Origin of the sequence: Amycolatopsis sp. cmx-8-4, assembly GCF_046548675.1 — a bacterium.
GTDB lineage: Bacteria > Actinomycetota > Actinomycetes > Mycobacteriales > Pseudonocardiaceae > Amycolatopsis.
Genome location: NZ_JAEBDZ010000012.1, coordinates 1 through 21469, shown reverse-complemented (window position 1 = coordinate 21469; position 21469 = coordinate 1). Strand labels below are relative to the sequence as shown.

Genomic DNA, 21469 nt, shown 5'->3' with positions numbered 1-21469 from the left:
CGTTCGTGTTTCCCGGTCTTGTGGGCTAGTTTCTCGCACTCATGAACCTTCCTCTCGACCAAGAAAACGGCCCCTCCGAACTGCGGCTGGCGGATCTGAATCCGTTTCTGACGATCACGGTGCTGGAGGCGGTCGACGACGACCCCGCTCCGGCATTCCAGGCACTCAAGCGGTTTCTGCGCAAGACGGCGGCGGATCGGGGGCGCGCGAACTCGGCGCGGATCCAGGCGGAGATCACCCTGGGAGCGCGGGATCTCGTCGAGGAAACAGGAGTGCTGGGTGAACTGGGATTCGACGAACTCTACGGAGTCGCCCGCGAAGTGACCGGACCACCGGACTGGACGGACGACGAATCCGGCTTCGTCAACGTGATCAACCAGCTGAGCCTCGCAGTGAGGCGGCGGCGCTTGGTCGCCATCTGCACCGGCATCGTGAGTGACGCGAGGATCGCACGCTGGCTTCAGGACGGGACTGTGCCTTTCCGGCTGCTGCCGCCGCATGTCCTGACCGGCACATTCCGCGGCGACGGCCGGATGCTGTGGGCCCGGGGGATGCATCGCCGCCGGACGACCAAGGCGGACAGCAGATCGGTCGGGGGTATCCGGCTCCAGGACACCTTGAGCACGATCGAGGACAGCACGTACGCGCTGACCGCGGCGAAGGTCGCCTACCTGCCGGCCGACGACGCGGCTGTTCTCCGGGACCTGATCACGGTGTCCCCGGACAAGTCCCGGCTTTCCTGGAAGCGGACATCGCACCTCCCGATGTTCCTCGCGGCCACGGGAGAGGCCCTGGATCTCCTGGAAAAGGCGTTGGTCGCAGACGACGATCCGGAGCCGCCCTTTCCGGAGTTCGCGGTGCCGGAGGCGGACCTGGACCGAGTCCGTGGTGCGTTCGACGTCATGATCGCCGACCCCGATCAAGTCCGCGGCGAACCGGACGCGGACGAAGACCGTGTCGAACGTGCGGAACTGCTGCGCACCGCCGTCATCGAGGTGCGCGGCGACGAGAACTCGCCGGTCGCCGCTCTGGATGTCGGCTTCGACGGCGCTGTCGCCGGAACTCTCCTGGTCAAACCCGTGAAGTTGGGCAAGGCCGTCGTCCTCGACGTGCGGTACCAGGGAGTCCCCTCCGCCGAACCCGTCGCCCGTCAGATCAGGGACGCGGTGGCCGAGGGGGACGTGCTGACCGTCTACTACGAGTCGGGTCACGCGTTCACCGGACAGCAGCTCTTCCGCCAGCGCTTGACCACGACGCCGTTCCCGAATTTCGACTTCCGGAACTTCACCGGTTTCTCGATCACACGCGAGAAGCCGCGCGTTCACGGCGACCAGGCGATCCACGATGCGATTGCCCGCGACGGTGACAACTCGCTCTTCGCATGGGTGGTCCGGGAGTACTCCGGCGGTTGGCTGCTGTGCGACGACGGTGCGGGCGAGGTCGCGGACTTCCTCCACCTCACCTCCGACGGGGAGCTGACCGCGATCCACGTCAAGGCGGCCGGCAACCACACCGCGAGCCGGCGGATCGCGGTGACCCGGTTCGAGCAGGTCGTCAGCCAGGCGGAGAAGAACATCCGGCAGCTTCACACCCAAGCCCTCGTGCATCGCCTGGCAACGCCGCGCATCGCGGCACCGGCCGCCTGGCGCGATGGTCGCCGGGTAAGCAGTGCCGACTTCGTCCAGCAGCTGAGCCGGCGCGTGTCGACCGGCCGGACCAAAGTCGTCGTCATCCAGCCACACCTGTTGAAGTCGTCGCACGACGCGGCTCGCGCCGCGGCTGCGGCGGGCAAGCCGAACCGGGACAGCGGCAGTCTCGCGCTCCTGGACAACCTGCTGCTCGCCACCCGGCGGACAGTGACGGCGCTCTGGGACGATCTGGTCGTGGTGGGCTGTGAGTAGAAGCTCAGGCGATCGGCTCCTGCAGTTCCGTCACCCAGCCCGCCGGATCCTCCGGACAGTCCAGGTACAGCTCCCGCTGCGCGCCCGCCGAGCGGTGGCCGTGGTCCTCGATCCACCGCACGACCGCCTGCCAGCTCGGCAGCACGCCGTCGATCGCGCCGCGGTGGACCAGCGTCGCCGCGCGCGCCGGCGGTAGGTCCGCGACGCTCAAGCCGGTCAGGTCACCCGGGCCCACCGACGCCGGGATCGCCGCGTGGACCACGACTTCGTCCTCCGCGCGCTGTTCGTAGTAGCACGTCAGGCGCCCGGCCGGCGTCACGTCCGCCGTCCGCAGCCGGCGGCCCAGCTCCGCGCACAGCGGGCGGACCACCGGCCCGATCGCCTCCGGCGCGAACCCCGCCGCGACGCCGGTCAGCTCCACCACCCGCACGGCCGGCAGTTCCTTGACCACGACGTCGTACGCCGGCGCGCGGCCCTCGTCCTCGATCGTCCGCAGCCGGGCCTCGACCTGCGCCAGCTTCGCCGCGCTCTCCGCCACCGCCGTCTCCAGCTCCGCGCGCCGCAGGTCCAGCATCCCGCGCACCCGCTCGACCGGCACCTCCTCGGCCAGCAGCGTCCGGACCTGCTCGAGGGTGAACCCGAGGTCCTTCAGCGCGACGATCCGGTTGAGCCGGGCCAGCTGCCCCGCGGTGTAGCTGCGGTAGCCGGTCGCCGGGTCGACGCGGGCCGGGCGCAGCAGCCCGAGCGCGTCGTAGTGGCGCAGCATCCGGACCGACACCCGGCCGTGGCGGGCGAAGTCCCCGATCGAGAACATCCGCCGATCATTCCCCAGGCGGGACGAACCCGCCCGCGACGGCCGCGGCGAGCTCGGCGAACGTGATCGCCGTGTCGTCCTCGTGCGCCGGGCCGACCACCTGCAGCCCGGCCGGCGGCGCGCCCCCGGCCGGGGCGGACACCGCGGGCAGGCCGGGCAGCGACGCCTGCGCGATCCAGAACACCTGGTCGTCGTAGCGGTCCTGCTCGCCGTCATGGGGGAAGGCCGTCGTGAAGACGGTGGGGCACAGGAAGACGTCGACGTCCCGGAAGTACCGGCCCCACGCCGCCGCCGAAGCGTGCCGACGCCGTTCCTGCTCGACGACGCCCGCGAGATCGCCTTCGTGCATCGCGAAGAACAGCTCCACCTGGAATCCGAAAGACTCCGCCTGGGCGGCCGGGTCGACGTCGTCCGGCCAGCCTTCGGTGACCTGGACGCCGGCGCGGGCAAGCGCGTCGGCGACGTCCGAGAGCGCGGCGCCGACCTCGGCGGTCACCGGGCAGCGCGGGTCGTCGAGGACGACGCCGGCGCGAAAGTCCGCCAGCCGGGTGTGGCGCGGGGGCGCGAGCCGCCACGAGTACGCGTGCGCCTCGGCGCCGTCCGGCCCGCCGGTGACGCCGAGGGCGAGCCGCAGGTCGGCGGCCGAGCGGGCGAGCGGCCCGGCCGCCGACGGGAAGTCCCGGCCGGGCTCCGCGGGCGGCCCCGGTGGCTGGAACCCGCGCAGCGGCACGGTTCCGGCGGTCGGCTTGAGGCCGTAGACGCCGCAGTAGGCCGCCGGGATCCGGATCGAGCCCGCCAGGTCGGAGCCGTACTCCAGATAGGACAGACCCGCCGCGACCGCGGCCGCGGCACCCCCGGACGAGCCACCCGGCGTGCGCGCCGGGTCGCGGGGGTTGAGCGTGTGGCCGTACACCGGGTTCACGGTCCGCCCGAAGTCGGCGAGCATGTGGTGCACATTGGACTTGCCGACGACGATCGCGCCCGCGGCCCGCAGCCGTTCGACGACGGCCGCGTCGTGGTCCGCGACGTACTCCGCGAACGCCGGCTCACCCCAGGTCGTGTGCATGCCTTCGACGGCGAAGGCGTCCTTGACGGTCATCGGGACGCCGTGCAGCGGCCCGAGATCGGCACCGCGCGCGACGGCCCGGTCCGCGTCCTCGGCGGCTTCGAGCGCGACGTCACGATGGGTTTCGACGACGGCGTTGAGCTGGGACTCCTCGATGCGGTCGAGGAGTTCTTCGGTCAGGTCACGAGCCGAGAGCGCGCTGCGGCGGATCCCGGCGGCGGCTTCGGTGGCGGTCCGGAAGGTCATGGGCCGAGGAGTACGGCCTGACACGGTGTCAGGGTCAAGCGGGGTTCCCGGATGCGCGTCTTGGGTAACCAAGAGTCACAGCCGCCCGACCCACGGACGGCGGAGGGAGATCGATGCCGATCGCAGCGGAGCGCCTGACCGCACCCCCGGCACCACCCGAGCCGATCCCGGCGGACCCGGTCGGGCCGAGCCCCGACCCCGCGCCGCCGGGCCCGGATCCGGTGCCGCCGAGCCCCGGCCCGGAGCTGCCGACACCCGAGCCCGGCAGCGTGCCCGTGCCGGATCCCGTCCCGCCCGAGTCGGCGCCGGGTCCCGATCCGATTTGAGTTACGGCTTTCGGATGATATGAGTTTCGTACTAGTTGGTGTACGCTCGGGGCATGGCAACAGCACAGAACTACCGGCGGATGGTCAACGCCGGGAACAAGCTCGTCGTCGGGCTCCAGCGGCTCGGCATCGCCTTCGGCCCGATGCAGCTGCTCACGGTCGCGGGGCGCCGCAGTGGCGTCCCGCGCACCTTCCCGATCGCCGTCATCCCGCAGGACGGCGAGCGCTACATCATCCAGGCGTACCCGAAGGCCGCCTGGGTGGCGAACGTGCGCGCCGCGGCCGACGTCACGCTGACCCGCGGCCGCCGTTCGGCTACTGCCCGGCTGGTCGAGGTGCCGGTGGAGGAGCGGCGGCCGATCCTGCGCAAGCTGGTGGAGACCAGTCCGCCGAGCGTCGGCAACCGTTACGTGACAACGGGTCTGGCCGAAGCGTCAAACCCGGACGCGGTCGCCGACGCGGCAGGCCGGATCGCGGTGTTCCGTGTCGAATCCGTTTAGGAGCCGCTTCCGCCGCGCGCTGCCGGCGGCCCGGTCGCGGTACCTGTTCGAGCAGCGGCGAAGACAGCGCGCCGCGGCGCTCGGCCGGCGCCGAGAGACCGTCGTCTACAGCCGACCGCTTAAGCCGGATCGCTCAGGAATCCGTTCCGCAGCGGGCCGCCAGCTGGTCGACGCCGGGCCCGGAAAGCTCGTCGAGCACCGCACTCCGCCCGGTCATGGCCAGCACCAACGCGAGCATCGGCCCGGTCACCTCGGGCCCGGTCCCGGTGGACCAGCTCGCGTCGGTCGCCCGCAGCGTCAGCCCGGTGACCCGCTTCTTCGCGCCGATCAGCAGGTTGGACCGCCGGTAGAACTCGGCGACCTGCACGAGCGTCGCGATCGGGAACGCGCGCTCGAGCCCCAGCGGTCGGCGGATGTCGGTGCCGTGCACCACGATCTCGCCGAGCCACGAGTCCGCCGGCCCCGGCGGCCCGGTGGTGTCGTTCGCGTGCTCGCGCAGCTGTGCGAGCGTGGCTTCCGGGCCGGCCTCCGTTTCGCGGGCGAGGTTCTTCGCGGCCATCGCCTCGAACCGGAACCCGGAACCGGCCAGCCGCGCGAAGAACGTGGCGGGCGTCAGCTTCGCGGTCGCGACGACGTGGCCGAGTACCTCGTGGACTGTCCACCCGCGACACAGCGACGGCGTCGACCACGCCGCGGCGGGCAGGTTCGCGAGATCGTCGGCGAGCGCGGCGCGTTCCCGGTGGATCTCCGGCCAGGAACTGGCGTCCGCCATGGGGGCCTCCCGGGTGTCTTTCCGGGATGTCCCGGTGCTCGCAGGTCGCCTGAGCGCCCGGAAGTGTTACAACGCCGCAGTCGCGCCGTCGAACACCTGCATCAGCTGTTCGGCCGCGGTGCGGGCCGCGTTTCCCGGGCGGATCGTGCGTTCGCCGTCCGGCTGCGGCGCCGGCGCCCCGGACATCAGCTCCACCAGCGCGACGGCGAGTTCGCGGACCTTGACGTTGAACTCCTGGCTCGCCCGCCGCAGCGTCGCCCACGCCTCGTCGGGGCTGCAGCGGCGCAGCGCGATGACAATGCCCTTCGCCTCCTCCAGCGCGGCCCGCGACTGCAGCAGGTCCAGCATCTGCTCGGTCTGGTCCGGCCAGGCCGACTCGGCGAGGACGAGCGCCATCGCCGTGAGCTTTTCGTAGCGCCGCAACACCGTCACGGTCTCTTCGGTGGCGGGGCAGTCGAGTGTGGCCGACAGCACCAGGCCGCCGTCGGCGTCCCAGGCGACGGGCATCGCGGCGACCCCGCGGGTGCGCAGCCAGTCCGCCGCGAACTCGGGGGAGTGCTCGGTCATGCCGCTGACGGTGAGCGCGGGCCACCGCTCGTCGGCGAAGACGTCGGCGGCGACCACCGGCACGCCCGTGCGGCAGGCGAGCGGCACCGGGCCGCCGAACCGCTCCAGCTGGGCCCGGACGCACGCGGCCGGGAGCCCGCGGGCGGCGGCCACACGCAACGGGCCGTCGCCGTGCTGGACGGTCACGGCCGCGCCGAGCGCGCCCGGCACCTCGGCCGCGATGCGGTCGAGCAGCTCCTGCAGCAGTGCGGTCAGCGGCGCCTGGTCGTCGGCCGCGGGTCTTCCGGTCACCTCGAAACCTTTCTCGACGTCTTGCTCGAAACTCTGGCGTCGACACGCACGGCGGTTTTAACATGTCGTCCTTAAGACGACAAGATACCCGTCGTCGAAAGGACGACCATGGACGAGACCGCCGGAGTACTGGGCCGGATCCACGAAGCGGTCGCCGCCGCGCGGGCGGGCACCGCCGATCAGGACCAGCTGGTCACCGCGCTGAACGGCCTCCGGCTGCTGCGGGACGAACTGGCCGGCTGGGAGCCAGAGCTGATCACGGCGGCACGAGCGGCCGGCGCCAGCTGGGTGACCCTCGCGCCCGCGCTCGGCGTCGCCAGCAGACAGGCCGCGGAGCGGCGTTACCTGCGGTTGCAGCCGTCGAGCACCGGAGAACAGACCGGCGAGGCCCGCGTCGACGCCGAGCGCGACCGGCGGGCGGGCGACCGGGCCGTCGCGGACTGGGCGCGGCGCAACGCCGCCGTGCTGCGCCAGCTCGCCGGCCGCGTGAGCGCGCTCGACGGCTTGGCCCCGGCCGCGCAGGCGAGCGCCGATCGTCTCGGCGTCGCACTGGGCGACGACGACCCGGCGAACCTCCTGCCGCCGCTGGCCGCGGCCCGGCCGCACCTGACCGGCGACCTGGGTACCCGGGTGGGTGAAATCGCCGCCGAAGCGGCCCGGTTGCGCCGTGCCGCCGCCGGCAACCGCCGCTCCCGGGACTGAGCCGCCGCTCGTGTGGGTACCAGGCGGGTATGGCACAAGAAGCGGAACAGAACCCCGACGAGCGCACCGCGGGCCGGGCCGAGCTGCTGCCCGAGGAAAAGGCCGTCGAGAGCGCCGATCCCGAAGCTCAGGCCCGCGAAGTGCTGCGCGACTCCGACCGCCGGAGCGCGGACCCCGAGCCGACGATGACCCGGCGTCCGGAGGAGACGATCTGAGCGATCAGTCCCCGTCCGAGTCGCTGTTCTCCCGCTCGTCCTCGGTCCGGTCGTCCATCGGGTTGCCGCTGGAGTCGTCCTCGTTCGTCTCGTGGTGGGGTTGAGTCATCGCATCTTCTCGTCCGGGTGGCCGATCTTCGGCGGCTACCCGGACGGAAAACGGATCAATCCCGCGATCAGCCCGCGTCGCAGGCCGCGCCGTTGAGCGTGAACGCGCCGGGCGCCGGGTTGCCGCCGCGGATCGAGCCGTTAAAGCCCGTGGTCACGGTCGCGCCGGGCGCGAGGGTGGTGTTCCAGTCGGCGGCGTCCACCGTGACGCGGCCGCCGCGCTGGTCGTAGTCGCCGTCCCAGCCGTGCGTGACTTGCTGACCGCCGGCGAACGTCCAGCTCAGCGTCCACGGCGAGAGCGTTTTCGCGCCCTTGTTGGTGATCGCGACGGCCGCGGTGAAGCCGTCGTCCCACTGGTTCTGCACGGTGAACCGCACCGAGCAGGTCGCCGGCGGAGCGGCCGCGCTCGACGACGACGGCGGGGCCGACGCCGAGCCTGACGGCGCGGTCTGCCGGCCCACCATGACGGTCGGGATCGGTGTCGGGCTCGGCGGCGGTGGCGTGCTCGTGGCCGGCTTCGGGGTGGTCGCGGGCAGCAGCGGCACCTGCGGGGGCGACGCCTCCCGGCCGGGCGAGCTGGTGGTCACGGCGATCACGATGATACTGCCGACGACGGCGACCAGCCCGCAGATCGCGCTGGCCCACCGGATCCGCGCCCCGGCCCGCTGCTGCGCGGCGGCGGCTTCCCGGGCCCGCTGCTCGATCCGGTCCACGTGCTCCTCGGGCGACAACCCGTCGGGCAGCGGCGCCCGCGGCGGCAGGGAACCGCCGGTCAAGGGCCGCGCTGTGGCGCCGGTCTCCTTCAAGAGCTCGGCGACGGAGATCTCGTCGTCGTCCCGCCGGGCGCGGCGCGCCATCCAGCACCTCCCGTCTCGTGCCCGGCGAATCCTAGGAATCCGCGCAGGTCTTGTAAACCGCGTGCACGCGGCGTGCACACGCCGCCAACATCGCCGCGGTTACCTGGGTTCACGACCGGATGTCCCGGTCACCGAGCCAAGGGAGAACCATGACCGAGCAGAAGATCATCGCCGTCGTCGGCGCCACCGGCCAGCAGGGCGGCGGCCTCGCCCGCGCCATCCTCGACGACCCCGCCGGACGCTTCGCCCTCCGCGCGATCACCCGCCGCCCCGACTCCGAAGCCGCGCAGGCGCTCGCCGCGCGTGGCGCCGAGGTCGTGGTCGCGGACCTCGACGACGAAGCGAGCCTGACGACGGCGCTGCAGGGCGCGTACGGCGCCTACTTCGTCAGCGCGTTCTGGGAGTACAACGACGTCGAGCGCGAGCAGAAGCAGGCCCGCGCGATGGCCGCGGCCGCCAAGACCGCGGGCCTGCGGCACGTCATCTGGTCGACGCTGCCCGACACCCGGCTGCACCTGCGCCTGGACGACGACCGCGTCCCGACCCTGAACGAGCGCTACAAGGTCCCGCACTTCGACGGCAAGGCCGAGGCCGACGCGTTCTTCGTCGAAGCGGGCGTGCCGACCACGTTCCTGTCCACGACGTTCTACTTCGAGTCCTTCCTCGACTTCTTCCGCCCGGTCCGCGATGACGACGGCGTCCTCGCCCTGCACCTGCCGATGGGCGACCGCAAGCTGCCCGCGATCGCGGCCGAGGACATCGGCCGGACGGCGTTCGGCGTCTTCGAACGCGGCCCCGAGCTCGTCGGCCGCACGATCAGCATCTCCGGCGAGAACCTGACCGGCGAGCAGTACGCGGCGGCGTTCGCCAAGGTGCTCGGCGAGGACGTCGCCTACCGGCCGGTCAGCGTCGAAGCCGTGCGCGCGCAGGGGTTCCCGGGCGCCGACGACCTGGCCAACATGTTCTTCTACTACGCCGAGTACGAGAGCGTCTTCGCCGGCGCGCGCGACCCCGGCGCCGTGCGCGAGCTGAACCCGCGGCTGCAGGGCTTCGGCACCTGGCTCGCCGCCCACCACGACGCCTTCAAGGGGCTGTGATGCCTTTCGGGATGCAGTTCGGGATCTTCGGGGTCGGCGACATCGCGACCGACCCCGTCACCGGCGTGACGCCGACCGAGCACGAGCGGATCCAGCGGATGGTCGAGACGGCCGTCCGCGCCGAGGAGGCCGGCCTCGACGTCTACGCGACGGGGGAGCACCACAACCCGCCGTTCGTGCCGTCGTCACCGACCACGTTGCTGGGGTTCGTCGCGGCGCGCACCAGCCGGATCGTGCTGTCGACGTCCACGACGCTGATCACCACGAACGACCCGGTGAAGATCGCCGAGGACTACGCGATGCTGCAGCACCTCGCGGACGGCCGGCTCGACCTCATGCTCGGGCGCGGCAACACCGGCCCGGTGTACCCGTGGTTCGGCAAGGACATCCGCGACGGCATCGCGCTGGCCGTGGAGAACTACGCGCTGCTGCGGCGGCTGTGGCGCGAAGAAGCCGTGGATTGGTCCGGCAAGTTCCGGTCTCCGCTGCAGGGCTTCACCTCGACCCCACGTCCGCTGGACGGCGTCCCGCCGTTCGTCTGGCACGGGTCGATCCGCAGCCCCCAGATCGCCGAGCAGGCGGCCTTCTACGGCGACGGGTTCTTCCACAACAACATCTTCTGGCCGGTCGAGCACACCCGGCGGATGATCGCGCTCTACCGCGAGCGCTTCGAGCACCACGGCCACGGCCCTGCGGACACGGCGATCGTCGGCCTCGGCGGCCAGACGTTCATCCGGCGCCGCTCCCAGGACGCGATCGCCGAGTTCCGCCCGTACTTCGACCACTCGCCGATCTACGGCCACGGCCCCTCGCTCGAGGAGACGATGGACCAGACACCCCTGGTCGTGGGCAGTCCGGAGCAGGTGATCGACCGGACCATGCGCTTCCGCGAGGACTTCGGCGACTACCAGCGCCAGCTGTTCAACGTCGACGGCATGGGCCTCCCGCACGAGACGGCACTGGAGCAGATCGACCTGCTGGGCGCGGAGGTCGTCCCGGTGCTGCGCAAGGAGTTCGCGCGAGGACGGCCGGCGCACGTCCCGGACGCGCCGACGCACCGGTCGCTCGCCGCGGTGGAATAGCCACCCGCCGCCCGCGGTTGCGCTGAGCGTGACCGAATCAGTGCGGTTCGAGGTGCTGGGCCCGGTACGGGCGTGGCGTGGCGACGTCGAGCTCGAGCTGGGCCCGCCCCAGCAACGGGCGGCGCTGGCGGTCCTGCTCCTGCAGGGTGGCACGTCGCTCTCACCCGCCCAGCTGGTCGAAGCGCTCTGGGGCGGCGCCGAACCGAGGGCAGCGACCGGCATGGTCCGCTCGTACATCTCCCGCCTCCGCCACGCCCTGGAGCCGGACACACCGATCAAGTCGATCGGCGGCGGCTACGCGATCGTCGCGCCGGCCCTGGATCTGACGGAGTTCCAGCACCTGCTGGCAACCGGCGACGCCGCCTCCCTCCGAGCCGCGCTCGGCCTCTGGCACGGCGCCCCGCTGTCGGGCGTCAACGGCTTCGAAGCCGAACGCGTCCGCCTCGAGCAGCTGCGCCTGAAGGCGATCGAAGACCTGGCGGCGGCCGACATCGAGGCGGGCCACCACGCCGGCGCCATCAGCGCCCTGACCGAGCTGATCACCGAGCAGCCCCTGCGAGAGCGCCCCCGCGAGCTGCAGATGCTGGCCCTCTACCGCTCCGGCCGGCAAGCCGAGGCCTTGGACGTCTTCGCCCGCATCCAGCACCGGCTGGAGGACGAACTGGGCCTCTACCCAGGCCCGGAACTACGCGAAATGCAGCGTCGCATCCTGGCCTCGGACTCGACCCTGGCCGCCACCATCACCCGCCCCACCCAGCTACCTCCGCAGCTCCCGGAGTTCGTAGGCCGCGAGGACATGCTGACCGCGCTAGCCGACACCCTGCGGACAACCAACCCAGGCATCCCGGTGGTGGGCGTCGAGGGCCTGGCCGGAATAGGCAAAACCACGTTGGCGATCCAGCTGGGCCACAAGATCGCGACGTCCTTCCCGGACGGCCAGCTGTTCACGGACCTGTCGATCTCGCCGGACCCGCTGTCCGAGCTGCTGCGAGGCATCGGCGTCACTGACCTGCCACCGTCGTCAAGCGAGCAAGCGGCGCTGTGGCGCACCCGCACGACAGGCCGCCGCCTACTCATCGTCTTGGACGACGCCCAGGCAGCGGAGCAGATCCGCCCGCTGCTCCCAGGCACCGGAGGCCCGGCGGTGATGATCACGGCGCGCCAGCGCCTCTACGGCCTACCTCACGCCCACTGGCAGAAACTACGAGGCCTGGACCCCACAGCAGCGCTGCTGTTGCTGAGCCGCCTGATCGGCCCCCGAACCGACCACGACCGCGCCGCGACCGAAGAACTGGTCACCCGCACGGCGGGCCTACCCCAGGTCCTGCAGGCCGTAGGAGCCCGAGTGTCGTCCCGCCCGGAGTGGACGATGCCCCAGGCACTCGAGCGCCTGGGCCGCCCGGCCCCGGGATCCCCGGTGACACCCCCGGAGTGCGGGGCGATAGAGAAGCCCTACGAGTCGGCGATGGCCCAGCTGTCCCCGGCCCAGTCCCGAGCGTTCCGAGCGCTGTCCCACCTCCCGATGCCGGTAGTCCCGCTCGCTGCCGCCGCCGAGACCCTGAACCTCCCGCTACCCGCGGTGGCAGCCCTCTTGGAGTCCCTGGTGGACGCCCACCTACTGGACCCAGCCGGCCCAGACGCCTACCGCTACCAGGAGCCCCTCCGCGAGTTCGCCCGAAGCCGAGCAGGCCAGGATGACTGGATCGATACAGCGATAAGCCAAAACGCATGAACATCCCAACCCTCGGCATGATGACGATCCAGACCCCCCCTGAACACCCCCACGGGGCGGCCGGGTACTCTTTTCTCCAGCAGGTCCGAGTGGCGGAATGGCAGACGCGCTAGCTTGAGGTGCTAGTGCCCTAACGGGCGTGGGGGTTCAAGTCCCCCCTCGGACACTTACCATAACCCCAACTGTGCGCATCGAGACTAGTCTCGATGCGCACTAGTCGTTTTCCGGGGTAGTACGTCGCGTGCAGCTGGAGCTGCCGGTAGACCTCCGCCTTACGATCCGGGTCGGCGTCGGTCAGCACCTTCCGGATGTCTCCCAGTCGCTCGACCAGGTCGCGGATCTGGATCTTGGTCATCCGCTGCTGCTGGGGTCGCGCGGTGGCCCGTGCCTGGGTTTCGGCGCGACGCGCCTGGGTTTCGGTGATCCATCCGGTGACCAGAACGGCGTCGGCTCCTGCTTCGAGCGCGGACCGATGGCGTTGCAGGGCCTGATCGCATTCCGCGATCACTCGGACCGCCGCCGCGGCGCCAGGATCGACGTCGAGGTCCGGCTGGGCCTGGTGGAGCGCGTCGATGGTCTCGTTGATCCGGTGCGGGGCGAAGCAGGTGCTGAGCCAGTCGTCGAGCGGACCGAGGAGGTCACGTTCGGCCAGGTAGACGTTGCGGGGGTGCTCGGTCTTGTTCGCCAAGCCGTACTCGGTGGGGTAGCGGCAGCGGTAGAAGAGCTGTTCGCGGGTCTTCTGTCCCTGCATCCGGCGGTCGCAGACTCCGCAGTGCAGCAGCCCGCGCAGGACGTAGCGGTGCTGCGTGCGGGTGCGCTCCCGAGTTGTGCGGCCGGCGCCTTTGGCGGCGGCGATCTCCTGGGCCTGGCGGAAGGTCTCGACGTCGATGATCGGGTCGTGGACGATCTTCTCGGAGAAGATCCACTTGTCGCGGGCGTTCCACCGCATCTTCGTCTCGTGACCGAGTCCGACGTCTTCGACGTCGATGAGGACTTCGTCTTTGCGTTGCTTGTTCCAGACCTGGCGGCCGGTGTAGCGAGGGTTGCCGAGGATGACGCCGACGGCGCCCTTGGCCCAGGCACGCCCAGTGCGGTGCCGGTTGCGGGCCTGGTCGTTCATGGACGGGCAGGGAATGTCGTCGCGGGTCAGCTCTTCGGCGATGGCGTACTTCCCGCGGCCACCGATGTACTCGGCGAAGATCCGCTGCACGATCGGGGCGGTGGCGGGGTCGGGTTCGAGGCGGCGCAACCGTTTGCCTTCAGCGGCCTTGGCCGGGTTGGGGTGCGGCCCGGCGTCGGCGATCACGTAGCCGTAGGGCGGCCGTCCGCCGAGGAATCGGCCTTCGACGCTGGCTTGGGCGGCCATGGCTGCGCGGACCCGGATCTTGATCCGGCTGCGTTCGCCCTTGCTCATCCCGCCGAACACCGACATCACCAGATCGTGTGCCTCGGACTCCGGATCGATCGCACCACCGACTTCGGCCACCCAGAGGGTGACCCCGTAGTGGACGAAGACGGGGTGGGTCAGGCCGTACTGGTTGCCGTAGAACGCGCGCTGGGGTTCACCGATCACGACAGCGTCGAACCCGCGCTCGTCTTCCCGCAGCGCGGCCAGGAGCCGGGTTGCTTCGGGGCGCCGTTTCCACGGGATCGAACGGGACTGCCCGATGTCGAAGAACTCGGCCACGATGTCCCCGTGGGCGCCGACCAGAGCCTTGGCTCGGGCGAGCTGCCAGTTCAGGGAGGCGACGGGGTCCTGCTGATCTTCGGTCGAGACCCGGCCGTAGAACGCGAATCGCATCAGGCTGCCACCTGACCGGAAGCGGGTCGGCTGCTGGTCACGTTGTCGTGGTCGGCGCTGAGCAGCAGTCGCAGCAGCGCCCCGGCAGCCCCAGGAGGCAGCGCGGGAGGGTGTGCCGGTAGCTCGACGGCGGGTGGGCTGTCGTCCTGCCGACGTCGCCGCGGGCGACTGCCGGCGGAGTCGCCTCTTGCCGGTGGCCGAGACGGGCTGTGGCGCTGCGTGGAGTTCGTCATATCCTGCCCCTGTGTGCCTGATCGATGTACGGGTCGTCCAGGACACCGTCGTAGGCGCCAAGAGGGCAAGTGCCCGTCCGGGTCGTCGTGAACAGTGCCTCGATAGCAACTCCGTCTGTTCGGCCATCTGGCGACATGGCGACGCCATATCGTTATCCTGGTGGAAGTGTATTGATAGTCTTCGTCTGATATTTGTGTGGTAATTAAATTGTACGGTCGACTCTATTGCGGATATTGGCATTGGGTAATCTGCGTCGATGTAATGCACGGTAGTCAACGACGTCATGGAGTGTGAGATGGTGCAGAAGGTGCTGGTCGAGATCCTGGACGACGTCGATGGGAGTATGGCTAGCGAGACCGTCCCGTTCAGTCTGGACGGTGTTTCGTATGAGATCGACCTGTCGGCAGAGAACGCCGCCGCGCTACGTGAGGAACTCGCCGCATATGTCGCGTCCCCGGCCGCCGGACGGGCGGCCGGAAGATGCGGAGTTCCGCCGGTCGGCCGAGCGCCACGAGTGCGGCGGAGGACCGCGACCGGTCGCGCGCCATCCGGGCTTGGGCCGAGGAGCACGGCTACGAAGTCGCCGACCGCGGTCGAATCTCATCCGAGGTCATCGCCGCCTTTGACAGCGCGCAGCAGAACGCCGCGCAGCCTTCGACAGTCGTACGACGGCGCGTTAGCGCCCAGAAGAAGGCAGCCGGTACTCGAAAGTAGCCGCAGGCCGGTGCGTGCTCGTAACGCGGCAGTAACCGTGTCGGCTGATCCGGCCGGCGATCCAGCGCGGCGCTTTCGATACGGCCAGACACCAGACGGTTCACCGGAGGCGCCATGGAGATGGGAGGACTTGGCATGACCGCAGTCCGGTGTCGGGGTTCGGCTCGCGGCGTGAATGCTGCGGCTTACTCAGCCGGGTTGGAGGTTGATCGGCGGTGGCCGGTGTCGATCGATCCGGATGCCTTGGAAGCGATCGGCGTGGTCCGGCGGCGCGACGGGACCGGCTTGGCCGAACGGGCGAGCTGAGGAAGGAAGCCCGGGACGACCACGCGCCCGGAAGCCGCCGTCGCCCGCGGCCACCTTGTACCGTCGTGACCGGAAGCGAGCGGCTGCACGCCGAGGACCACACTTGGGCCCTCGAGCGCGGGCAGCTCCCGCATCCCGCCGTAACGGCACGGACTGACCGCGCTCGCCGACAGTGCCGTTCTGCTCACCGCCGCGCTGCATGACTTGCGGCTCAGTGGCGGTGGAGGACGAGGAGGAACTCGGCGGTGCCGTGGTCGTCCCAGTGAGCCGAAGGGGCCGTAGCCGGCGGGGCCGGGAATCGCCCAGTCGGAGAACGTGACGGGGATGGTGCCCGCGGTCTGGAGGGTGTCGCTGTCCTGGCGGGTGGTGAGGGTGATGGTGACCGGGTGGGAGTGGCCTCGCAGGGAAAGCTGACCCGGGATGGTGACGGGGGTGACGGCCGGGTCGATCGTCAGGGGCGTGGTCACGGCGACGACGGCGTCGGGGTGCTGCGCTGTGTCGAGGCTGATGGCGAGCTGGGGGGTGGGTTTGCCGTCGGTTGTGAGTGTGGTCAGGTCGACGGTGAACCGGCCGGCGGTGACCTTCTTCCCGGTGATGGTGAGGCTGCCGGTGACGGATTCGGTGCGTTGGACGACGTCGTTGCTCGCGAACAGGACGGTTTGCCGGATGCGGAAGCCGGCGGTGGATCCGGTGGTGACGTCCCATCGGCCGGTGAGGGGACCGCTGGGGGCGCTTGTCGTGGCGTGCAGCGCGAGCGGGGCGGGGACCGGCGCGAGTTTGACGTAGAGGACTGTCGAGGCGACGAGCAGCAGGACGAGTGCGGCGAGGGTGATGAGGATGCGCCGTGTCCAGCGTCGTCCGCGGTGGGTGTTGCGTGGCGACGGGCTGGAAACTGTCGTGGTCATGGTGGACCTTCCTTGGTCAGTGCCGGGGTGCGGTGTCGGGGAGAACTTGGAAGACGGGGTAGCCGGCGGCGATGGCGTCGAACTCGGATGGGGGCGCGTCGGGGCTGATCGGCAGGTGAGGGCGGGCGCCCGGGACGGTCTCGAGGTAGCGGTGGAGGATCGGGCCGCGGTTCTCGACGGGGATTTCGACGAGCCGGCAGGGGTGGCGGCCGCGGCGGTGGAGGATGGCGTGGCCGTCGGCGGCGCGGACGTTGCGGACCCAGTTGCACCGCTCGCCCAGCATCGGCACCAGGTACCAGTGGCCGTGCCAATCGGCCATGCCCAGCGGGAACCGCGTCGGGTTTCCGGAGCGGCGGCCGGCGACCTCGAGGGTCACCCAGCGCCGGGGCTGCAGGCCGAGGCTGAAGACGGTGGCCCACAGCCGGGCGAACCGCCGGGCAGCGGGGTCCGCGTGGCCGCCGCAGTACATCGCTCGCAGCCGGTCGGGGGAGTACAGCCAGGTCATCGTTGCCTCCTTGTCGGGTCGTGCTGGGGTAAGCTTGACCGGACTTGAGACTTGAGACATAGAGTCCAAAGTAACTTGGGAGTGGATGTGGACGAGGCCGACCGTGCGCCGACGGGCCTGGGGCGGCGCCGCAGCCGTCGGTCGGATGAGGAAACCGCCGAGCGGATGCTCGAGGCGGCGATGGCGATGGTCGGCCGCACCGGTCTGACGGTGAGCCTGGATCACCTCCGCTTCGAGGACATCATCCGCGAGGCCGGGGTGGCGCGGAGCGCGGTGTACCGCCGGTGGCCGTACAAGGACCTGTTCTTCGGCGAGCTGGTGACCGAGCTGGCCAAAGCCGCGGTCCCGACCGCGGCCGACACCGATGCGATCATCGGCCTGATCAAGAACGTCGTCAGTGCGCACCGCGACGGGCTCGGCACCGCCGAGGGGCGGCACGCGTTGCTGGTGGAACTGTTCCGGCAGGCGGCGCTGCAGGACTTCCAGGCGCTCTACGGGTCCGCCGAGTGGCGGACCTACCTGGCGCTGCACGCCACGTTCCTCAGTCTTGCGGAAGGTGAACTGCGGCAACAGATTCAGGAGATCCTCGCCCGTTCGGAGCACGGCTTCACCACCCGGGTCGCCGCGGCCTGGCAGCACATCGCGGGGTTATTCGGCTACCGGCTGCGCCCTGAGCTGGGGTCCACGTTCGAGACGGTGGCGATCCTGGTCAGTGCCACCGCCCGCGGCCTGATCCTGATCGCACTGTCCACACCGGACCTCGCCGACGAACGCATCCCGGCCCGGCCTTTCGGCGCTGCGGCGACGGAGGACTGGTCGCTGCCGGCTCTGGGCATCGCGGGCACGGCCGTGGCCTTCCTCGAGCCGGACCCCGGAATCAGCTGGGACGATGACCGGATCGAGGCTGTGCAGACTGCGGTGAACTCTCTGACCGTCCCGAGTCCATGACGGCCGGTCGGTGACGTCGCGGGGTCAAGGCCCACCATGCGGCGTCGCCGAAGGTGTAAATGTTCGCGCCGGTGGCGTGTCGCTCGACATCGTTGTCAGCGGCCAGCTGAACTGGTCAGGCTCGATCGGCCCTGCGGTGTGTGTGCGTGTGTCGCCGACCTCGCGTCCATCGACATCGTGGGCAACCCAGGCGTCGTTCAGTCAGGCCAGTTCGGGCCGAGTAGTCCATTCACTCTGACCGTCGCGCTGCGGCCCGTGGAGATCGATTTGCCGCCGACTCGGACACTGTAGCGGACCCAGCGCTGCCGACAATTGCCGACACCGCCTGGCAGGATAGGGAGGTGATCGACGATACTGGTGACGCCTTTCCGACGCTTGCTGCCAGCGCATTCTCAACTGGCTTCGCCGACATGTTCAAGCTACCCAAAAATCTGTATCCGAACTATGGAAAGCGACTCATCGAAGGTCTCGCGCCAGCCATGGTCCCGCGGTGGGACGCCGCCGCGTTCTTCCCGGAAGGCAACCGCGCCGCGTCGGCAATCAGCTATCAAGTCGCGGGCTTGGTCGGATTCACCGACACGATCAACCAGGCTATGGCACCCTACACCGAGCGATGGAGAGAGATCTTCAGCTCGCTGGTCACGCTTTCGGTTGAATGGTTCCCGCCGAACCTTGACGCCGCGTTGCCCAGCTACGAGCAACTAGAAGTCATGCTCGTGGACGAAGGGATTCCACTCGCATGGGTTCCGCGTTCCGACACGGTCCGGTCGCTGTCGAATGCTGCAACGGCCGTCGAGCGTCGACGTATCCTTGGCCGCCGGTGGCGTGGAATTGCAGGGGACTGCGCGAGCGTGATCGCCGAAGTCGACCACGCCGACCTGCGTGATAGCCGCGGATTCGCCATGGATTGCGTGCGAGCGCTGCAGGATGGGCACTCGAACGCGGCGCAGGCACTGGCCGCGAACCTGCTGGACTCGCTCATGCAGCGTCACATGACGAACGCGCGGCGAGTCGACTTGACGAGGAACGAGCTGAAGAAGAATGGCACGCGGTTCGACCTCGACGGTCACAAGCTCCGGGTTGCCCTTACGTTCGCGCCGGTCTGGTACGCCCACGCGAAATATCGTCCGGACCAGGGAGACGTCATCCCAAGGGTCTTCGGTCGCCATCCGACCGTGCACGGCGTCTCCCGAACCCAGTACAGCCGGATCAACTCGATCATCGGTCTGATGCTGGTGACTTCGGTGCTGAAGTACTTCGACGTGGAACTGCCTCGTTAGGCAGGCGTTGAGTCGACGCCGGCGGATCTCCTTGCGCCTTATCTCGGAACAGCCTCACCTGCTGGCGGTCGCGGCGAGCGCGGCTGCACGCGAGAGGGATGGTGAACAGGTCGCTGACGCCGATCAAGTCCCACAACCGGGTCAACGTCGCGTTGAGGACCAGGCGCAGTCCGTGCGGCGCTGTAAGCTCACCAACAGGTTGATCTTGGTCGAAGACATGAACGTCACCTCGGACAGGTCTGCGATCAGGTGTCGACAGCGAGGCCTCAAGGCTGACTCGCAGGCCACGTGCAGCGCCGAAGTGGTGAGTTGATCGGCCTTGCCGGTCGCCGCCAGCTGAGTCGTGGAGTCCGCGGGTGCGCTGAGGTCGGTGTCCAGCAGTGCATCGGGATCGATCGGCGGGACGGTCGTGCGGGGGGACGGGACGCCAGGGATGCTGTCGGCGGCTGCGGGATTCATCGGGGTTCTCCGTCTTCGCCGCTTCGGCACGCGGGCATGCCGATCGAGCGGGGAGGGCTGACAGCTTGACGCTGGACAACGGTGGTGCAGGTAGATATGGGAATTTCAACTCGATCGGGTGAGCTGGCCGATTGCGGTAAACCGAGGCGCTCAGATGCGCGTAGGCGTCTCGAGTGACGTGATATGTCGCGGTTGCGGCATTGATGTCGCTGTCTAACCAGATAAATGAAAAATATCCGCATTTGGAGGAACCGATGCCGCTACGACGATTCTGTGCAAGCCTGATGATCGGTGGCGCGATGCTGGGAGGCACCGCCGTCATAGCTCCCAACGCCACGGCGAGCCCAGTCGAGTCGCGTGGACCAGCCTCCGCCACCAGCCAGTTCGAGTGCGGTTTTCTCCGGTGCAGCTACGTCTTCACCAGGAGCCAGACGCGCACCATCGCGAACAGCAGCCTGCCTGGCGCTGGGTGTGGCTTCATCCCGTTTCCGGGTAGCGCCGCTTGCGCCGTCAGCTACGCCATAGCGCAGAAGGTCGCCAAGCTGGCCGTCAGTGAGGACGCTTGTCTCAAGCTTACCTACGCGACGGTGGCGCCGTATCCTTCGTGGTATTCCTCCGACGGTGGTTCCCGCTGCAGGTAGCACGGAACCGAGTGGTTCCGGCCGAACGGGGTGTCGGCGAGGTCTGGCGGGTCGACGCAGAGGACCGTAGGCGACATTGACGCCCGCGGTCGCCGCCCAGTAGCGCGATGTTCTCGTCGACGATGTCGGCACCGCCACGAGTCGGATTGCCGAGGCTGGCCAGGCCGAACCCAGTCCGCAGATGGCTTCGCCTCGTTTCGGGCGAGAGCGCGCGGCTTCCATCGGCAATGCCGGCCTCTTCCTGCGCACCGCCAGCACGACGATGGCACGAACAGGGCGCCGCAAGAGTGGGACACAACCCGACGCCGAGTTCGGCGGCGCACGGGCGAGACTCAACCTGCTGGAGGGGCGAGGCGGTCGCCATTGAGGTCGACGAAACCTGAGGTTGGCGCACGGCCTGGTCCGCTCCTTTGCTCATCACCGGAGCAGTGGCCTCGAAAGTTCTGAACGTGAACCACTGGCTCAAGGCTGCTAACGTAGTCGCCCTCGATCCTCTGCTGAGGATCCGCACCGACGGTGCCCGCGAGCAACAAAGCGAACTCGTCATCGTCGCTTTCCAGTGCCACTTGCAGCCGCAGCAGAGGCCGCTGTCCCTGACCCGGCAGCGCCGGGTGCACCAGCCACGGGCCGACCGCCGCGAGGGCTCGGCACGTCGGCACGCGACCGATCGAGACCGAGGTCGGAGGGTAGCTGAGCTCCCCGCGCTCGCTGCAGTGCACGATGTCGCCTACGGCGGCCGACGGAGGCGCTCGGACGTGGACATTCCTACCCGCTCTGGAACCCGGAGCTGGACCGTCAGCCGATCCACATGGTCGAGCCGGTCTTCGACGAGCTGTTCGGACCGCCCGATGTGTCCAGCCTTGAGCGAGTTCGGTGGGAGCATGAAGCCGGTCGGCTCGCACCGCTGCGTGAGGAGGTGGGCCAGCGTCTGAGTTCGGAACGCTGACGGCACGAGAGCCTGGCGCGGTGGGGACGCATTGCTGCCCTGGAGTGTCAGGCCCGCGTAGGTATGACCAGCGGGAAGCGCACAGAATCGGAATCGAGAACGCGAAGCCTTGAGCATCCGGTCGCTTGTCGCGCAGCAGGCAGCCGCCGGAGTGAGCCACGCACGCCGAGCGCCAAGATCATCCGGCGGGGTGCATGGTTCGTCGCTGAGCCGGTCTGGGCAGGCACTGTCGACCATGGTGGCCCAGATGCATTCCATGCCGATTTGAGAATGTTCGAGATGGATGAATCCGTTGGCCTTCCGTATTGAAACGCGTGCCAGAGCTGCCTAGTACTCCAGCCGGGCTTCGTGATCTTCATGGCTCCTGGAGCGATTGGCGCTGGTAGTGGGCTTGTGTGCGCGATATTGATGGCGTCGGCGCCAGTACGAGCAGTGCAAGACGTGCTGGATGTCC

The 21469-nt window shown here is 69.6% G+C and carries 19 protein-coding genes, 1 tRNA gene and 1 pseudogene; 12 read left to right on the top strand and 9 right to left on the bottom strand.

Translation table 11 applies throughout. From position 1 onward, the window contains the following. The first annotated feature begins 41 nt into the window (after positions 1-41). A complete protein-coding gene (locus ACLJQZ_RS25050) occupies positions 42-1901 on the top strand; it encodes a hypothetical protein (RefSeq protein WP_410622308.1) in 1860 nt (619 codons plus the stop codon). A gap of 4 nt (positions 1902-1905) precedes the next feature. Here the strand turns inward: ACLJQZ_RS25050 and ACLJQZ_RS25045 are convergent, their stop codons facing one another. Together ACLJQZ_RS25045 and ACLJQZ_RS25040 are read right to left on the bottom strand one after the other, a co-directional pair. Continuing rightward, positions 1906-2715: a MerR family transcriptional regulator gene (locus ACLJQZ_RS25045; RefSeq protein WP_410622307.1), complete on the bottom strand. Its 810-nt coding sequence runs from the start codon at positions 2713-2715 to the stop codon at positions 1906-1908. A 7-nt stretch (positions 2716-2722) separates the two neighbouring features. Further along, complete coding sequence (locus ACLJQZ_RS25040) at positions 2723-4027, bottom strand: amidase family protein (protein WP_410622306.1); 1305 nt, start codon at positions 4025-4027, stop codon at positions 2723-2725. Positions 4028-4140: 113 nt separating this feature from the next. Here ACLJQZ_RS25040 and ACLJQZ_RS25035 point away from each other — a divergent pair, with 113 nt between their 5' ends. Together ACLJQZ_RS25035 and ACLJQZ_RS25030 are read left to right on the top strand one after the other, a co-directional pair. Then, the gene (locus ACLJQZ_RS25035; protein WP_410622305.1) at positions 4141-4353 is read left to right on the top strand and encodes a hypothetical protein; all 213 of its coding nucleotides are present in this window, start codon (positions 4141-4143) and stop codon (positions 4351-4353) included. Between the two features lie 53 nt (positions 4354-4406). Then, positions 4407-4853 carry a nitroreductase family deazaflavin-dependent oxidoreductase gene (locus tag ACLJQZ_RS25030; protein ID WP_410622304.1) on the top strand — a complete coding sequence of 149 codons (447 nt, stop codon included), beginning with the start codon at positions 4407-4409 and terminating at the stop codon, positions 4851-4853. Between the two features lie 133 nt (positions 4854-4986). On the opposite strand, the gene ACLJQZ_RS25025 is transcribed toward ACLJQZ_RS25030, so the two are convergent. Beyond that, on the bottom strand, positions 4987-5625 hold the full coding sequence (locus ACLJQZ_RS25025; protein ID WP_410622303.1) for a maleylpyruvate isomerase family mycothiol-dependent enzyme: 639 nt from the start codon (positions 5623-5625) through the stop codon (positions 4987-4989). 66 nt (positions 5626-5691) lie between these two features. After that, positions 5692-6483 (bottom strand): ANTAR domain-containing protein, encoded by a 792-nt coding sequence (locus tag ACLJQZ_RS25020; RefSeq protein ID WP_410622302.1) that lies wholly within the window; start codon positions 6481-6483, stop codon positions 5692-5694. A 108-nt stretch (positions 6484-6591) separates the two neighbouring features. Here ACLJQZ_RS25020 and ACLJQZ_RS25015 point away from each other — a divergent pair, with 108 nt between their 5' ends. Continuing rightward, entirely contained in the window at positions 6592-7185 is a 594-nt protein-coding gene (locus tag ACLJQZ_RS25015) for an HSP18 transcriptional regulator (RefSeq protein ID WP_410622301.1), read from the top strand. Positions 7186-7214: 29 nt separating this feature from the next. Continuing rightward, positions 7215-7400: a hypothetical protein gene (locus ACLJQZ_RS25010; protein ID WP_247053572.1), complete on the top strand. Its 186-nt coding sequence runs from the start codon at positions 7215-7217 to the stop codon at positions 7398-7400. Positions 7401-7576: 176 nt separating this feature from the next. Here ACLJQZ_RS25010 and ACLJQZ_RS25005 read toward each other — a convergent pair whose 3' ends face one another. Then, positions 7577-8365, bottom strand: coding sequence for a cellulose-binding domain-containing protein (locus ACLJQZ_RS25005; RefSeq protein WP_410622300.1), 789 nt, complete (start codon positions 8363-8365; stop codon positions 7577-7579). A gap of 149 nt (positions 8366-8514) precedes the next feature. Here ACLJQZ_RS25005 and ACLJQZ_RS25000 point away from each other — a divergent pair, with 149 nt between their 5' ends. The 4 genes from ACLJQZ_RS25000 (at position 8515) to ACLJQZ_RS24985 (ending at position 12442) form a co-directional block, all read left to right on the top strand. Further along, positions 8515-9462, top strand: coding sequence for an NmrA/HSCARG family protein (locus tag ACLJQZ_RS25000; RefSeq protein WP_410622299.1), 948 nt, complete (start codon positions 8515-8517; stop codon positions 9460-9462). A gap of 11 nt (positions 9463-9473) precedes the next feature. Continuing rightward, a complete protein-coding gene (locus tag ACLJQZ_RS24995; protein ID WP_410622534.1) occupies positions 9474-10544 on the top strand; it encodes an LLM class flavin-dependent oxidoreductase in 1071 nt (356 codons plus the stop codon). A gap of 28 nt (positions 10545-10572) precedes the next feature. Beyond that, entirely contained in the window at positions 10573-12276 is a 1704-nt protein-coding gene (locus ACLJQZ_RS24990) for a BTAD domain-containing putative transcriptional regulator (protein ID WP_410622298.1), read from the top strand. An 83-nt stretch (positions 12277-12359) separates the two neighbouring features. Then, positions 12360-12442: transfer RNA gene (locus ACLJQZ_RS24985), tRNA-Leu, on the top strand. Here ACLJQZ_RS24985 and ACLJQZ_RS24980 read toward each other — a convergent pair. Then, complete coding sequence (locus tag ACLJQZ_RS24980) at positions 12407-14077, bottom strand: recombinase family protein (RefSeq protein WP_410622297.1); 1671 nt, start codon at positions 14075-14077, stop codon at positions 12407-12409. The two genes, ACLJQZ_RS24985 and ACLJQZ_RS24980, sit on opposite strands and share 36 nt — an antisense overlap. Positions 14078-14594: 517 nt before the next feature. On the opposite strand from ACLJQZ_RS24980, the pseudogene ACLJQZ_RS24975 reads away from it, so the two are divergent. Next, positions 14595-15025, top strand: a pseudogene (locus ACLJQZ_RS24975) (histone-like nucleoid-structuring protein Lsr2). Between the two features lie 185 nt (positions 15026-15210). Here the strand turns inward: ACLJQZ_RS24975 and ACLJQZ_RS24970 are convergent. After that, on the bottom strand, positions 15211-16236 hold the full coding sequence (locus ACLJQZ_RS24970) for a YceI family protein (RefSeq protein ID WP_410622296.1): 1026 nt from the start codon (positions 16234-16236) through the stop codon (positions 15211-15213). A 16-nt stretch (positions 16237-16252) separates the two neighbouring features. Further along, positions 16253-16741, bottom strand: a complete 489-nt coding sequence (locus ACLJQZ_RS24965) for a nitroreductase/quinone reductase family protein (protein WP_410622295.1) — start codon at positions 16739-16741, stop codon at positions 16253-16255. Between the two features lie 87 nt (positions 16742-16828). Between ACLJQZ_RS24965 and ACLJQZ_RS24960 the strand changes: the two genes are divergently transcribed. Next, positions 16829-17689, top strand: coding sequence for a TetR/AcrR family transcriptional regulator (locus ACLJQZ_RS24960; RefSeq protein WP_410622294.1), 861 nt, complete (start codon positions 16829-16831; stop codon positions 17687-17689). A gap of 341 nt (positions 17690-18030) precedes the next feature. Further along, positions 18031-18969, top strand: coding sequence for a hypothetical protein (locus ACLJQZ_RS24955; protein ID WP_410622293.1), 939 nt, complete (start codon positions 18031-18033; stop codon positions 18967-18969). Positions 18970-19110: 141 nt separating this feature from the next. Here the strand turns inward: ACLJQZ_RS24955 and ACLJQZ_RS24950 are convergent, their stop codons facing one another. Next, positions 19111-19428, bottom strand: coding sequence for an STAS domain-containing protein (locus ACLJQZ_RS24950; RefSeq protein ID WP_410622292.1), 318 nt, complete (start codon positions 19426-19428; stop codon positions 19111-19113). Between the last annotated feature and the right edge of the window lie 2041 nt (positions 19429-21469).

Bases quoted from the DNA above. Each gene is read 5' to 3' on its own strand.
- ACLJQZ_RS25015 (WP_410622301.1), top strand. From the start codon at position 6,592: ATGGACGAGACCGCCGGAGTACTGGGCCGGATCCACGAAGCGGTCGCC.
- ACLJQZ_RS25000 (WP_410622299.1), top strand. From the start codon at position 8,515: ATGACCGAGCAGAAGATCATCGCCGTCGTCGGCGCCACCGGCCAGCAG.
- ACLJQZ_RS24980 (WP_410622297.1), bottom strand. From the start codon at position 14,077: ATGCGATTCGCGTTCTACGGCCGGGTCTCGACCGAAGATCAGCAGGAC.
- ACLJQZ_RS25010 (WP_247053572.1), top strand. From the start codon at position 7,215: ATGGCACAAGAAGCGGAACAGAACCCCGACGAGCGCACCGCGGGCCGG.
- ACLJQZ_RS25045 (WP_410622307.1), bottom strand. From the start codon at position 2,715: ATGTTCTCGATCGGGGACTTCGCCCGCCACGGCCGGGTGTCGGTCCGG.
- ACLJQZ_RS25005 (WP_410622300.1), bottom strand. From the start codon at position 8,365: ATGGCGCGCCGCGCCCGGCGGGACGACGACGAGATCTCCGTCGCCGAG.
- ACLJQZ_RS25035 (WP_410622305.1), top strand. From the start codon at position 4,141: ATGCCGATCGCAGCGGAGCGCCTGACCGCACCCCCGGCACCACCCGAG.
- ACLJQZ_RS25050 (WP_410622308.1), top strand. From the start codon at position 42: ATGAACCTTCCTCTCGACCAAGAAAACGGCCCCTCCGAACTGCGGCTG.
- ACLJQZ_RS25025 (WP_410622303.1), bottom strand. From the start codon at position 5,625: ATGGCGGACGCCAGTTCCTGGCCGGAGATCCACCGGGAACGCGCCGCG.
- ACLJQZ_RS24995 (WP_410622534.1), top strand. From the start codon at position 9,474: ATGCAGTTCGGGATCTTCGGGGTCGGCGACATCGCGACCGACCCCGTC.
- ACLJQZ_RS24950 (WP_410622292.1), bottom strand. From the start codon at position 19,428: ATGAATCCCGCAGCCGCCGACAGCATCCCTGGCGTCCCGTCCCCCCGC.
- ACLJQZ_RS24965 (WP_410622295.1), bottom strand. From the start codon at position 16,741: ATGACCTGGCTGTACTCCCCCGACCGGCTGCGAGCGATGTACTGCGGC.
- ACLJQZ_RS24970 (WP_410622296.1), bottom strand. From the start codon at position 16,236: ATGACCACGACAGTTTCCAGCCCGTCGCCACGCAACACCCACCGCGGA.
- ACLJQZ_RS25040 (WP_410622306.1), bottom strand. From the start codon at position 4,027: ATGACCTTCCGGACCGCCACCGAAGCCGCCGCCGGGATCCGCCGCAGC.
- ACLJQZ_RS25030 (WP_410622304.1), top strand. From the start codon at position 4,407: ATGGCAACAGCACAGAACTACCGGCGGATGGTCAACGCCGGGAACAAG.